A 13616-nucleotide genomic window follows, 5' to 3' on the forward strand; every position below is an offset into this window, starting at 1 on the left:
ACGCCCGGTTACATTCCGAACCCGGAAGCTAAGCCTTACAGCGCCGATGGTACTGCAGGGGGGACCCTGTGGGAGAGTAGGACACCGCCGAACAATTATTCAAAGGGCTGGACCCGGAACTTCCGTTCCGGGTCCAGCCCTTTTTTGGTATGCGTAACGCAAAGTTCACGTTGCGCGCCGAGCATCCCAGCATGGGTACTGCTGCAATGCTCAGGGCCGCCGGCGTCGGAGTCGGTGACGAGGTCATCGTGCCGGCCTTCGGGAACGCGGAGGTCGCTGAGGCCGTGACACTCGCCGGTGCGCTTCCGGTGTTCGCCGACATAGATCCGGTCACCTACTGCCTCGACGTCTCGGCGGTGGAGGCGGCGGTAACTCCCCGGTCCTCGGCTGTGGTTGTCGTACACCGCTTCGGACGGTGGGCCGGCATCCGGGAGTTGCACGCGCTGGGGCAGCGGCACGGGCTGCTGGTCCTGGAACAGGGCGAGTCCGAGGTGCCGTACGCCGAGGTCGCTCAGCGGCGGCAGCGGGCCGCCTACCTCGATGCGAAGCTGCGCGGGGTGCGGACGCCGGACGGCGGCGACGGGCACACCTACCAGCAGTACGTCGTGCGGGTGCCGGGGAACGGCCGGCCCGACCGGGACGCCTTCGCGCGGGCCCTGCGGGGCAAGGGAGTCGACTGCCGGGTGCCGGTGAAGACGCCCGTGCACCGGCTGCCGGAATTCCGGCGCTGCGTGTCGCTGCCGGAAACCGAGCTGGCCGCCGACGTGACGCTGGCGCTGCCCGTCGACGCCTCGCTGACGAAGCGGGAGATGCAGCGGATCGTCTCCGCGTGCAACGCCCTCGGCGGACTGCTGCAGCCCGCCTTCTGAACGAGTTTGGGAACTCGGGTCCGTTCAGGGTATGATCTATTCCGTTGCCGCGGGGGAAACTCCGAAAAGGCAACTGGCCCCTATAGCTCAGTCGGCAGAGCGTCTCCATGGTAAGGAGAAGGTCAACGGTTCGATTCCGTTTGGGGGCTCCGGCAAGAAAAGTCCCGCCCGAATGGGCGGGACTTTTTTGCGTCCTCTTCCGTCCCCGCCCTCAGTCCTTCTGAAGGCCGGGGACCCGCATCGCCAGAATCGCCATGTCGTCCGACGGAGCGTCCGACGCGAAGCGCTCCACCGCGCGCATGATGCGTGCGGCGACCGCACCCGCCGTCAGACCCGTGCAGGTCGTGAGGACATCGGCGAGGCCGTCGTCGCCGAGCATGCGGGTGCCCTCCCGGCGTTCCGTCACGCCGTCGGTGACGCACAGGAGGACATCACCCGGGTCGAGGGTGATCGTCTGCTCGTAGAGTTCCAGGTCCTCGATGACGCCGAGGAGCGGCTGGGGGTCGGCGGCCGCCTCCACTGTGCCGTCCTGGCGCAGGCGCAACGGCAGCGGATGGCCGGCGCACACCACCTTCATCTCCGCGCTGCCGTCGTCCTGCGGGCGCATCTCGCCGTACAGCAGGGTCAGGAAGCGGCTGCGGGCGCCCTCGTCCAGGATGGCCGAGTTGAGGCGCTCCAGGACCGCCGGGCCACTGAGCCCCTCCCGGGCCAGCAGGCGCAGCGCGTGCCGCGCCAGGCCCGTCACCGCGGCCGCGTTGGGGCCCGTACCGCAGACGTCGCCGATGGCGAAGCCGTACGTGCCGTCGGAGATGGGGAAGACGTCGTAGAAGTCGCCGCCGACCTCGTTGCCCTCGCCGGCCGCGCGGTAGATGACCTCGACCTCGACGCCTTCGATGTGCGGGGTGCCCGGGGGCAGGAGGCTGCGCTGGAGGGCCTGGCTGATGGCCGTGCGCTCCGAGTACAGGCGGGCGTTGTCCAGGGCCAGGGCGGCCCGGCGGGACAGGTCCTCGGCCAGTTCCAGGATTTCCTGGCGGAAGTGTTCGTCGGTGGGCTTGCCCAGGGTGAGCATGCCGATGACGCGGTTGCGGGCGACCAGGGGGAGGACCACGGTCTCACCGCCCACGGCGGAGGCCGTGGCGAGCGTCGGGCCGATGGCGGAGGACACCTGACGGGCGGGGCCGCCGCCGGTCATGCCCAGGCTGCGCATGGAGCTGCGCAGGGCGGCCTGGTGGGCGTGTTCGCCGGGGGCCGTCCAGACGCGGGCGCCCGGGGTGGGAACCGGGTCCGGCGGGGGCACCTTGGAAAGCAACGACTTGATGCCGTCGATGAGTTCCTCGTCCTCGTGCAGGACGTACGACAGGTACGGCTCGGAGGCCTGGTCGGCGATCGTGTACACCGCGCACCAGGTGGCGAGCGTCGGGACCGTCATCTGCGCCATCAGGGCGAGGGTCTGGTCGCGGTCCAGGGTGCCGGCGAGCAGGTCCGAGGCCTCGACCAGGAAGCTGAGCGAGCCGCGGCGCAGCCGCTCCAACTCGCCCAGTCGGGCCGACTCGACGGCCAGGGCGATGCGGTCGGCGGCGAACTGGAGGCGCAGCGCCTCCTCGTTGGAGTATCTGCCCGGCGCCTCGGCGGCGACGCCCAGGGAGCCCGTCAGACGGCCCTCGACCTTCAGCGGGACCGTGACGACCGAGCGCATGCCCGTGCCGCCCAGGAGGGGCACCGCGCCCGGAACGGCCGTCAGATCCTCGTGTACGGCCGGCATACGGGCCGAGCCGTAGCGGCCGGGGCCGGCTTCGACGGGCACGCGCGCGAAGCGCTGACGGGCGGACGGCAGCCCCGTGGAGGCGCGGACCTCCAACTCGGTCTCGTCGTCGGTCGCCAGGAGCACGAACGCGGAGTCGGCGTCGAGCATGTCGCGGGCGCGCTCGACTGTGCGCTGGAGGAGGCCGTCGAGGTCGTCCGGGGCCGGCGAGCCGATGAACACCTCGAAGGGGTCGGTGCTCTGGCCGTCGGAGGTGCCGCCGCCGTCGGAGGCGGGGAGGCGCAGCGGGGTCTGGAGGACGGCGCGTTCGTGGTCGCGTACCAGGAGGCAGACGGTGGAGGGCTCGCCGCCGGTGTCGCGGACCCTCAGGTGCGAGGCGTAGACGGAGGTGACCCGGCCGTCGGCGCCGCGGATGCCGTAACTGCCCTCCCAGCGGGAGAGCTGGAGGGCCTCGGCGACGCCGGTGCCGGTGCCCGGGGTGTGCGGCCAGGCGGCGAGGTCGCTGAGCGGCTTGCCGGTGACGTCGGCGGCGGTGTGGCCGAAGAGTTCCTCGGCGTCCTCGTTCCAGGCGGTGACGGAGCCCTTGCGGTCGATCTGGACGACCGCGACCCGGACCCGGCCGTCGGCGAGGGGCAGCAGGTCGGCGGGGAGGGCCGGGCCGGCCGCGCGGGTGCCCACCGGGCGCTCGGGGAGATCGAGCTGGAACCAGACATTCTTGTACGTGGGCGTGTACTCGACACCCCAGCGGGAGGCGAGGGCCGCGCAGAGCTGGAGGCCGCGGCCGCCCTCGCGGTCGGGGCTGCCCATGTTGACGGCGGAGCCCTGGAGGGGGACCTCGCGTTCCGGGTAGCGGTCGGCGACCTCGATGCGCACCCCGTCGTCCGAGCGCAGGCACAGCACATCGGCGTGGGTACCGGCGTGCACGACCGCGTTGGTCACCAGTTCGCTGGTGAGGACCACGGCGTCGTCGACGACGTCCGCGAAGCCCCAGCCCTGGAGGGTGTCGCGGACGAAGGCCCTGGCGGTCGCGACCGATCGCCCGACGGGCTCGAAGCTGGCGGCCGCACGCGCGGTGATCACAGAACTCCTCGACCGGTTCTCGACATACGGGCTTCCCTGGCCGGCCGACTCGTGCCGCTGCTGCGGCATCCGCTCGCCCGTGGGCCGTGGCTCCGGGGTGTGTCCCCCGGGGATCACTCCGGTGGTCATGGTCTGCGGCCGCCCCTCCGAATGCCCGCTCGTTCTCGTGCCACCGCCCAGGCCGAACAAACCGGCGCGGCTGGACAGCCGCGTGCAAGGTTACTTACCTTCGCCGTCCGAGCGGATGCCGGTCGCCAGTGTTTACGTCCCCAGGGTGTGCGGACGATGTGCGAAGCTGCCGAACTGTTATGGCCTGGTTCGGCCAGGGTGAAACACTGGGCAAGCTTCTGATGAAGGTACGGGCAGGCTGAATGCGTTGTGTGTACGGCGGGCAGCAGCCCCTGGTGTGGCCGGATCCGATCTGGCAGAAAGACGCAGCAGTAACGGGTACGCCGAAGTAAGCGGTACGCCGACTACGGCGGTATCCGAGCACAGTGGTACGGGCACAGTGGTAACGGTCGACCCCTGCGGGAGGGACACAGTGGAGTCTGGCGCAGCGGCGCGGGGCACTAAGGCGCGCGCGAAAGGCGGACCGTCCCTGAGCAGGCAGCGGGGCGGTGACGGGACCACGGCGGTGGACACGGCTGCCCTGAACCGGCTGCTGGTGGCTCTCGAGGCGATGCGCGACGGGAACTTCCGCAAGCGGCTCACGGTGTCCGGGGACGGCGTGTTGTCGGAGATCGCGGCGGTCTTCAACGAGGTCGCCGACCGCAATCTCCACCTCACGGGTGAGCTGTCACGGGTACGGCGGGTGGTCGGACGTGAGGGAAAACTCACGGAGCGGCTGGAGACGGGTGCCTGTGAGGGCTCCTGGGCGACCGCCGTCGACAACTCCAACGCCCTCGTCGACGACCTCGTGAGGCCGGTCTCCGAGGTGGGCCGGGTCCTGACGGCGGTGGCCGAGGGCGATCTGTCGCCGCGGATGGATCTGCGGTCGCCGTCTCCCGACGGGGCCGGACATCCGCTGCGCGGTGAGTTCCTGAAGGTCGGCCGGACCGTCAACAACCTGGTGGACCAGTTGTCGACGTTCACCGACGAGGTCACGCGGGTGGCCAGCGAGGTGGGTACCGAGGGCAAGCTGGGCGGACAGGCCCGGGTGCGCGGTATGTCCGGTTCGTGGCGGGATCTCACGGACTCGGTCAACACGATGGCGTACCGGCTGACGGCCCAGGTGCGGGACATCGCGCTGGTGACGACCGCGGTCGCCAAGGGTGATCTGTCCCGGAAGGTCACGGTTCAGGTGGCCGGCGAGATGCTGGAGCTGAAGGAAACCGTCAACACGATGGTGGACCAGCTGTCGGCCTTCTCCTCCGAGGTGACCCGGGTCGCCCGTGAGGTGGGTACGGACGGCATCCTGGGCGGCCAGGCGCATGTGCCCGGGGTCGCCGGCACGTGGAAGGAACTCACCGACTCCGTCAACACCATGGCCGGCAATCTGACGGCCCAGGTGCGCGGGATCTCCGAGGTGACCACCGCGGTCGCCAGCGGTGACCTGTCGCGCAAGGTGACCGTCCCGGCCCGCGGTGAGGTCGCGCAGCTCGCCGAGACGATCAACCAGATGACCGAGACGCTGCGGATCTTCGCGGACGAGGTCACGCGCGTGGCCAACGAGGTCGGTGCCGAGGGGCAGCTCGGCGGGCAGGCGAACGTGCCGGGCGCGGCGGGTACCTGGAAGGACCTGACGGACTCCGTCAACACGGTCTTCCGGAACCTGACCACCCAGGTGCGGGACATCGCCGCGGTGACGACGGCGGTGGCCAACGGTGACCTCTCGCAGAAGGTCACCGTGGATGTGGCCGGCGAGATGCTGGAGCTCAAGAACACCGTCAACGGCATGGTCGACCAGCTGTCGTCGTTCGGTGCCGAGGTCACCCGCGTGGCCCGGGAGATCGGTGTCGAGGGTGAGCTGGGCGGCCAGGCGCAGGTGGCCGGGGCCGCCGGCACCTGGAAGGACCTGACCGACTCCGTCAACACCGCGTTCCGCAACCTCACCGGCCAGGTGCGCAACATCGCCCAGGTGACGACCGCGGTGGCCAACGGCGACCTCTCGCAGAAGGTCACGGTCGACGTCTCCGGCGAGATGCTCCAGCTGAAGAACACCGTGAACACGATGGTGGACCAGCTCTCCAGCTTCGCCGACCAGGTGACGCGGATGGCCAGGGACGTGGGCACGGAGGGCCGGCTCGGCGGTCAGGCCCGCGTGGACGGCGTCTCGGGCACCTGGAAGGAGCTCACGGATTCCGTCAACTTCATGGCCGGCAACCTCACCTCGCAGGTGCGGCAGATCGCCCAGGTGACGACGGCGGTGGCGCGGGGCGACCTGTCCCAGAAGATCGACGTCGACGCGCGCGGCGAGATCCTTGAGCTCAAGAACACCATCAACACGATGGTCGACCAGCTCTCCGCCTTCGCCGACCAGGTCACCAAGGTGGCCCGCGAGGTGGGTACCGAGGGCCGGCTCGGCGGTCAGGCGCAGGTGCCCGGTGTGGCCGGTGTGTGGCGGGACCTGACGGACTCGGTGAACGGCATGGCCGGCAACCTCACCGCCCAGGTGCGCAACATCGCCCAGGTGGCGACCGCGGTGGCCCGGGGTGACCTGTCGCAGAAGATCACCGTGGACGCGCGCGGTGAGATCCAGGAGCTGAAGAACACCCTGAACACGATGGTCGACCAGCTGTCGTCGTTCGCCCAGGAGGTCACGCGCGTGGCGCGCGAGGTGGGCACCGAGGGCATCCTGGGCGGCCAGGCCGAGGTGCAGGGGGTCGCGGGCACCTGGAAGGACCTCACGCAGTCCGTGAACTTCATGGCGAACAACCTGACCATCCAGGTCCGCAACATCGCCGAGGTCACGACCGCGGTCGCCAAGGGCGACCTGTCGAAGAAGATCACCGTTGACGCGAAGGGCGAGATCCTCGAACTCGTCACGACGGTCAACACGATGGTCGACCAGCTGTCCAGCTTCGCCGAGCAGGTGACCCGGGTGGCCCGCGAGGTGGGCACCGAGGGCATCCTGGGCGGCCAGGCGCACGTTCCGGGTATCACGGGTATCTGGAAGGACCTCAGCAACAACGTGAACCTGATGGCCAACAACCTGACCACGCAGGTGCGGAACATCTCCCAGGTCGCGGCGGCGGTCGCCAACGGCGACCTGACCCGGCAGGTCACCATCGAGGCGAGCGGTGAGGTGGCCCAGCTCGCCGACACCATCAACACGATGGTCAAGACGCTGAGTTCGTTCGCCGACCAGGTCACCAAGGTGGCCCGTGAGGTGGGTACGGACGGCATCCTCGGAGGCCAGGCGCACGTACCGGGTGTGGCGGGTACGTGGAAGGACCTCACCGAGTCGGTGAACGGCATGGCGTCCAACCTGACCGGCCAGGTGCGCAACATCGCGATGGTCACCACGGCCATCGCCAAGGGCGACCTGACCAAGAAGATCGACATCGACGCCCGCGGCGAGATCCTCGAACTCAAGACGACGATCAACACGATGGTCGACCAGCTGTCCAGCTTCGCCGAGGAGGTCACCCGGGTGGCCCGCGAGGTGGGCACCGAGGGGCAGCTGGGCGGTCAGGCACGCGTGCGTGACGTCGACGGCACCTGGCGGGACCTCACCGAGTCCGTGAACGAGATGGCCGGGAACCTGACCCGGCAGGTGCGTGCCATCGCGCGCGTGGCGACCGCGGTGACCCGCGGCGACCTGAACCTGAAGATCGACGTGGACGCCTCCGGCGAGATCCAGGAACTCCAGGACTACATCAACAAGATGATCGCCAACCTGCGCGACACCACGGTCGCCAACCAGGAGCAGGACTGGCTCAAGGGCAACCTGGCGCGTATCTCGGCGCTGATGCAGGGCCGCCGCGACCTGGCGGACGTGGCCTCGCTGATCATGAGCGAGCTGACGCCGGTGGTCACCGCGCAGCACGGCGCGTTCTTCCTGGCGATGCCCCTGGTCGACGGCAAGGACCTGAGCGCGGAGACCGAGGAGGCCTACGAGCTGCGCATGCAGGGGTCGTACGGCTACTCGATGGGCTCCATGCCGACGTCGTTCCGGCCCGGTGAGGCGCTGATCGGCACGGCCGCCCAGGAGAAGCGCACGATCCTGGTGGAGAAGGCGCCCACCGGCTACCTGAAGATCTCCTCCGGGCTTGGGGAGGCCCCGCCGGCGCAGGTGATCGTGCTTCCGGTGCTGTTCGAGGGCAATGTCCTCGGGGTGATCGAGCTGGCTTCCTTCACGCCGTTCACCCAGATCCAGAAGGACTTCCTCAACCAGATCGCCGAGATGATCGCGACCAGCGTCAACACCATCTCCGTCAACACCAAGACCGAGGTACTGCTGAAGCAGTCGCAGGAGCTGACCGAGCAGCTGCGGGAGCGGTCGGCGGAGCTGGAGAACCGGCAGAAGGCCCTTCAGGCGTCCAACGCCGAACTGGAGGAGAAGGCCGAGCTGCTGGCCCAGCAGAACCGCGACATCGAGGTGAAGAACACCGAGATCGAGGAGGCCAGGCAGGTCCTGGAGGAGCGTGCCGAGCAACTCGCGGTCTCCATGCGCTACAAGAGCGAGTTCCTCGCCAACATGTCGCACGAACTGCGCACCCCGCTCAACTCGCTGCTGATCCTGGCCAAGCTGCTCGCCGACAACGCTGAGGGCAACCTCTCCCCGAAGCAGGTGGAGTTCGCCGAGACCATCCACGGCGCCGGCTCGGACCTGCTCCAGCTGATCAACGACATCCTCGACCTGTCGAAGGTCGAGGCGGGCAAGATGGACGTCTCCCCGACGCGTATCGCGCTGGTCCAGCTCGTGGACTACGTGGAGGCCACCTTCCGGCCGCTGACCGCGGAGAAGGGCCTGGACCTGTCGGTACGGGTCTCCCCGGAGCTGCCCGCGACCCTGCACACCGACGAACAGCGGCTGCTGCAGGTGCTGCGCAACCTGCTGTCCAACGCGGTGAAGTTCACCGACTCCGGCTCGGTGGAGCTGGTGATCCGTCCGGCGAGCGGCGACGTGCCGGTGGGGATCAGGGAGCAGCTGCTCGAGGCCGGTTCGCTCAGCGATCCGGACGCGCCGCTGATCGCCTTCTCGGTGACCGACACCGGCATCGGTATCGCGGCCAGCAAGATGCGGGTCATCTTCGAGGCGTTCAAGCAGGCCGACGGCACGACCAGCCGCAAGTACGGCGGTACGGGCCTCGGTCTGTCGATCTCGCGGGAGATCGCGCAGCTGCTCGGCGGTGAGATCTACGCACAGAGCGAGCCGGGCCGCGGTTCGACGTTCACGCTGTATCTGCCGCTGCACCCCAGCGAACTGCCGCCGCAGGGCTACCAGCAGTCCGTGCCCGCGCTGGAGGCCGGGGACCTGGTCGCCTCGCAGAACCACGGCTCCGAGCTGACCGGCGTGGAGATCGAGACGCCGGCCGAGGTGAAGTCGTACCAGGAGACCCAGAACGGTGCCGCGGCGCTCTTCCGGCGCCGCCGCCGGGCCATCCCGCAGATCGCCGAGTCGTGGCCGGTGCTGGCCGAGCAGGAGGCGACGACCCCGGCGCCGCGCCGGGGCGTACGGTTCGGCGGGGAGAAGGTGCTGATCGTCGACGACGACATCCGCAACGTCTTCGCGCTCACCAGCGTCCTGGAGCAGCACGGTCTGTCGGTGCTGTACGCGGAGAACGGCCGTGAGGGCATCGAGGTCCTGGAGCAGCACGACGACGTCGCGGTCGTCCTGATGGACATCATGATGCCTGAGATGGACGGTTATGCGACGACCACGGCGATCCGTCGGATGCCGCAGTTCGCCGGGTTGCCGATCATCGCGCTGACCGCCAAGGCGATGAAGGGCGACCGGGAGAAGGCGATCGAGTCCGGCGCCTCCGACTACGTCACCAAGCCGGTCGACCCCGATCACCTGCTGGCGGTGATGGCGAAGTGGATGCGCGAGGAGTGACCGGAGCGGACGGATGTGATGTGAACGTTTCGGGAACCTTCCGTGTGTACGAGGAGTTGCTGACTCAGGGTTGCGGAACCCGTGTAGAAGTACGGGATTGGGGGAACCTTCTGGTCCCCGGCTGCGTTTCTGCTACGTGCACAGTGACATCGCGGTGACAGGGTGTGGCGACAGGCGGGGTGCGGCTACCATGACCGGCACAAGGACGGGCGGCGAAAGGGAGTCGTCCCCTGGGGCGGCGCCCGGTGCACATCCGGGGCGAGGAGGGCGGGCCATGGTGCAGAAGGCCAAGATCCTCCTGGTCGATGACCGGCCGGAGAATCTGCTGGCGCTGGAGGCCATCCTCTCTGCGCTCGATCAGACACTGGTGCGGGCATCGTCCGGGGAGGAAGCGCTCAAGGCACTGCTCACGGACGACTTCGCGGTCATTCTGCTGGACGTCCAGATGCCGGGCATGGACGGTTTCGAGACCGCGGCACACATCAAGCGGCGGGAGCGGACCCGGGACATCCCGATCATCTTCCTCACCGCCATCAACCACGGCCCGCACCACACGTTCCGGGGCTACGCGGCGGGCGCGGTGGACTACATCTCCAAGCCCTTCGACCCGTGGGTGCTGCGCGCCAAGGTCTCGGTCTTCGTCGAGCTGTACATGAAGAACTGCCAGCTGCGTGAGCAGGCGGCGCTGCTTCGGCTCCAGTTGGAGGGCGGCGGCAAGGGCGCGGTCGCCGGCAAGGAGTCCGCGGGGCTGCTCGCCGAGCTGTCGGCGCGGCTCGCGGCCGTCGAGGAGCAGGCCGAAGCGCTGTCCAAGCAGCTGGACGACGAGTCCGCGGACGCGGCGGCGGTGGCCACGGCGGCCCATCTGGAGCGCAAACTCACCGGCCTGCGCCGGGCGCTGGACGCCTTGGAACCGGGCACCGCCGGCGGCGCTCCACCGCTTCCCTCGCAGAACTGACCACGACGGCGGTCACAGTTGCCGATGAGCGCGCGTCAGTTCCGCGCCCCGGCAAGGGCGACACGAACGGGTGAAGCAGTGGGCACACGTGTCCCTTGTCGCATCCCCCGGTAACCTCACACCCATGGCCTCACGTCCCTCGGCAGCCAAGAAGCAGCCCCCGAAGAAGGCCGCTCCCTCGAAGGCGCCGGCGAAAAAGGCCGCCGCGAAGAAAGCCCCGGCCAGGAAGGCGCCAGCCAAGAGGGCCGCGGCGAAGAAGTCCGCGCCGGCGCCCAGGCCGGCGCCCAGCCCGACCGGGGGCGTCTACCGCCTGGTGCGCGCCCTCTGGCTCGGCCTCGCGCACGCCGTCGGCGCCGTCTTCCGCGGCATAGGACAGGGAGCCAAGAACCTGGACCCGGCCCACCGCAAGGACGGCATCGCGCTGCTCCTGCTCGGTATCGCCCTGATCGTCGCCGCCGGCACCTGGGCCGACCTGCGCGGCCCGGTCGGCGACCTGGTGGAGATCCTGGTCACCGGCGCCTTCGGCCGCCTCGACCTGCTCGTGCCGATACTGCTCGCGATGATCGCCCTGCGGTTCATGCGCCACCCCGAGCAGCCGGAGGCCAACGGCCGGATCGTGATCGGCCTGTCCGCGCTCGTCATCGGCGTGCTCGGCCAGGTCCACATCGCCTGCGGGTCGCCCGCCCGCAGCGACGGCATGCAGGGGATAAGGGACGCCGGCGGCCTCATCGGCTGGGCGGCGGCGACCCCGCTGACGTACACCATGACCGAGGTCCTCGCCGTACCGCTGCTGGCGCTGCTCACGGTCTTCGGGCTGCTCGTGGTCACCGCGACCCCGGTGAACGCGATCCCGCAGCGGCTGCGCGCGCTCGGCATCCGCCTCGGGCTGCTGCACGACCCCCAACCCGACGAGTACGGCGAGTACGGCGAGCACACCGACGACGAGCGCTACGACGAGCAGTGGCGCCAGGCGCTGCCCGCACGCTCCCGCAGGCGCTCCGGCGCACCCCAGGACTTCGACCCGGACGTCGCCGAGCAGGAGGCCCTCGCCAAGCGCCGGGGCCGCCCGCGGCGCTCCGCCGTGCCGCAGCCCGAGATGGGCCGTCAGATGGACGCCGTGGACGTCGCCGCGGCCGCCGCTGCCGCCCTCGACGGCGCGGTCATGCACGGCATGCCGCCCTCGCCGCTGGTCGCCGACCTCACCCAGGGCGTCAGCGTCGGCGACCGCGAGGACACCACGCCCACGCCCGTGCCGGCCCCCAGCCCCAGCCCCAGTCCGGTCCCGGCCGCGCGGCCCAAGCAGGAGCAGCTCAACGTCGGACCGGTCGTCGCCGACCTGACCAAGCCGGCCCCCGAAGCGCCCCGCGACCTGCCCCCGCGCGCTGAGCAGCTCCAGCTCTCCGGCGACATCACCTACTCGCTGCCCTCCCTGGACCTGCTCACCCGGGGCGGCCCGGGCAAGTCGCGCAGCGAGGCCAACGACAAGGTCGTGGCCTCGCTCTCCAACGTCTTCTCCGAGTTCAAGGTCGACGCGCGCGTCACCGGCTTCACCCGCGGTCCGACGGTCACCCGCTACGAGGTCGAGCTCGGCCCCGCCGTGAAGGTCGAGCGGATCACCGCCCTCACCAAGAACATCGCGTACGCCGTCGCCAGCCCGGACGTGCGGATCATCAGCCCGATCCCCGGGAAGTCCGCGGTCGGCATCGAGATCCCCAACACCGACCGGGAGATGGTCAACCTCGGTGACGTGCTGCGGCTCGCCGAGTCCGCCGAGGACGACGATCCGATGCTGGTCGCCTTCGGCAAGGACGTCGAGGGCGGCTACGTCATGCACTCGCTGGCCAAGATGCCGCACATCCTTGTCGCGGGTGCCACCGGCTCCGGCAAGTCGTCCTGCATCAACTGCCTGATCACCTCGGTCATGATGCGGGCGACCCCGGAGGACGTCCGGATGGTCCTGGTCGACCCCAAGCGGGTCGAGCTGACCGCCTACGAGGGCATCCCGCACCTGATCACGCCGATCATCACCAACCCGAAGCGGGCCGCCGAGGCGCTGCAGTGGGTGGTACGCGAGATGGACCTGCGCTACGACGACCTGGCGGCGTTCGGGTACCGGCACATCGACGACTTCAACCAGGCCATCCGCGACGGCAAACTGAAGACGCCGGAGGGCAGCGAGCGGGAGCTCAAGACCTATCCGTACCTCCTGGTGATCGTCGACGAGCTCGCCGACCTGATGATGGTCGCGCCCCGGGACGTCGAGGACTCGATCGTGCGCATCACGCAGCTCGCGCGGGCGGCCGGCATCCACCTGGTGCTCGCCACCCAGCGCCCGTCGGTCGACGTGGTCACCGGCCTCATCAAGGCGAACGTGCCCTCGCGGCTCGCCTTCGCGACCTCCTCGCTCGCCGACAGCCGCGTCATCCTCGACCAGCCCGGCGCCGAGAAACTCATCGGCAAGGGTGACGGGCTCTTCCTGCCGATGGGGGCGAACAAGCCGACCCGTATGCAGGGCGCGTTCGTCACCGAGGAAGAGGTCGCGGTGATCGTCCAGCACTGCAAGGACCAGATGGCGCCGGTCTTCCGGGACGACGTCACCGTGGGCTCCAAGCAGAAGAAGGAGATCGACGAGGACATCGGCGACGACCTCGACCTGCTGTGCCAGGCGGCCGAACTGGTCGTTTCCACGCAGTTCGGCTCCACCTCCATGCTCCAGCGCAAGCTGCGCGTGGGCTTCGCCAAGGCGGGCCGGCTCATGGATCTCATGGAGTCACGCGGGGTGGTCGGGCCGAGCGAGGGGTCCAAGGCGCGCGACGTTCTGGTGAAACCCGATGAGCTGGACGGAGTGCTTGCTGTGATCCGTGGGGAGTCTGAGGGGTAGGTCTGTCTCAGGGCGACGGGCGCCTGTGGACCGGGTGGAGGCGGTCGTGATCCACCCGTTAGGGATCG

At 69.5% G+C, this 13616-nt stretch carries 5 protein-coding genes, 1 tRNA gene and 1 rRNA gene; 6 read left to right on the plus strand and 1 reads right to left on the minus strand.

Features of this window, described 5'->3' with window-relative positions:
• The 3 genes from rrf to ACZ5K7_RS38760 all read left to right on the plus strand — a co-directional run.
• Nucleotides 1-93: ribosomal RNA gene (gene rrf, locus ACZ5K7_RS38750) — 5S ribosomal RNA — on the plus strand; the annotation flags it as partial.
• A gap of 113 nt (nucleotides 94-206) precedes the next feature.
• Nucleotides 207-869, plus strand: coding sequence for a DegT/DnrJ/EryC1/StrS family aminotransferase (locus ACZ5K7_RS38755; RefSeq protein WP_468921659.1), 663 nt, complete (start codon nucleotides 207-209; stop codon nucleotides 867-869).
• Nucleotides 870-945: 76 nt separating this feature from the next.
• Nucleotides 946-1018: transfer RNA gene (locus ACZ5K7_RS38760), tRNA-Thr, on the plus strand.
• 62 nt (nucleotides 1019-1080) lie between these two features.
• On the opposite strand, the gene ACZ5K7_RS38765 is transcribed toward ACZ5K7_RS38760, so the two are convergent.
• On the minus strand, nucleotides 1081-3840 hold the full coding sequence (locus ACZ5K7_RS38765) for a SpoIIE family protein phosphatase (RefSeq protein ID WP_468921462.1): 2760 nt from the start codon (nucleotides 3838-3840) through the stop codon (nucleotides 1081-1083).
• 412 nt (nucleotides 3841-4252) lie between these two features.
• Between ACZ5K7_RS38765 and ACZ5K7_RS38770 the strand changes: the two genes are divergently transcribed.
• The 3 genes from ACZ5K7_RS38770 to ACZ5K7_RS38780 all read left to right on the plus strand — a co-directional run bounded on the left by ACZ5K7_RS38770 (nucleotide 4253) and on the right by ACZ5K7_RS38780 (nucleotide 13548).
• The gene (locus ACZ5K7_RS38770; RefSeq protein WP_351709907.1) at nucleotides 4253-9712 is read left to right on the plus strand and encodes a HAMP domain-containing protein; all 5460 of its coding nucleotides are present in this window, start codon (nucleotides 4253-4255) and stop codon (nucleotides 9710-9712) included.
• 274 nt (nucleotides 9713-9986) lie between these two features.
• The gene (locus tag ACZ5K7_RS38775) at nucleotides 9987-10667 is read left to right on the plus strand and encodes a response regulator (RefSeq protein ID WP_351709904.1); all 681 of its coding nucleotides are present in this window, start codon (nucleotides 9987-9989) and stop codon (nucleotides 10665-10667) included.
• A 124-nt stretch (nucleotides 10668-10791) separates the two neighbouring features.
• Nucleotides 10792-13548, plus strand: coding sequence for a DNA translocase FtsK (locus ACZ5K7_RS38780; RefSeq protein ID WP_468921466.1), 2757 nt, complete (start codon nucleotides 10792-10794; stop codon nucleotides 13546-13548).
• The last annotated feature ends 68 nt before the right edge of the window (nucleotides 13549-13616 follow it).

It is taken from the genome of Streptomyces sp. NPDC031497, assembly GCF_055580905.1.

Bases quoted from the DNA above. Each gene is read 5' to 3' on its own strand.
- ACZ5K7_RS38755 (WP_468921659.1), top strand. From the start codon at position 207: ATGCTCAGGGCCGCCGGCGTCGGAGTCGGTGACGAGGTCATCGTGCCG.
- ACZ5K7_RS38765 (WP_468921462.1), bottom strand. From the start codon at position 3,840: ATGACCACCGGAGTGATCCCCGGGGGACACACCCCGGAGCCACGGCCC.
- ACZ5K7_RS38775 (WP_351709904.1), top strand. From the start codon at position 9,987: ATGGTGCAGAAGGCCAAGATCCTCCTGGTCGATGACCGGCCGGAGAAT.
- ACZ5K7_RS38780 (WP_468921466.1), top strand. From the start codon at position 10,792: ATGGCCTCACGTCCCTCGGCAGCCAAGAAGCAGCCCCCGAAGAAGGCC.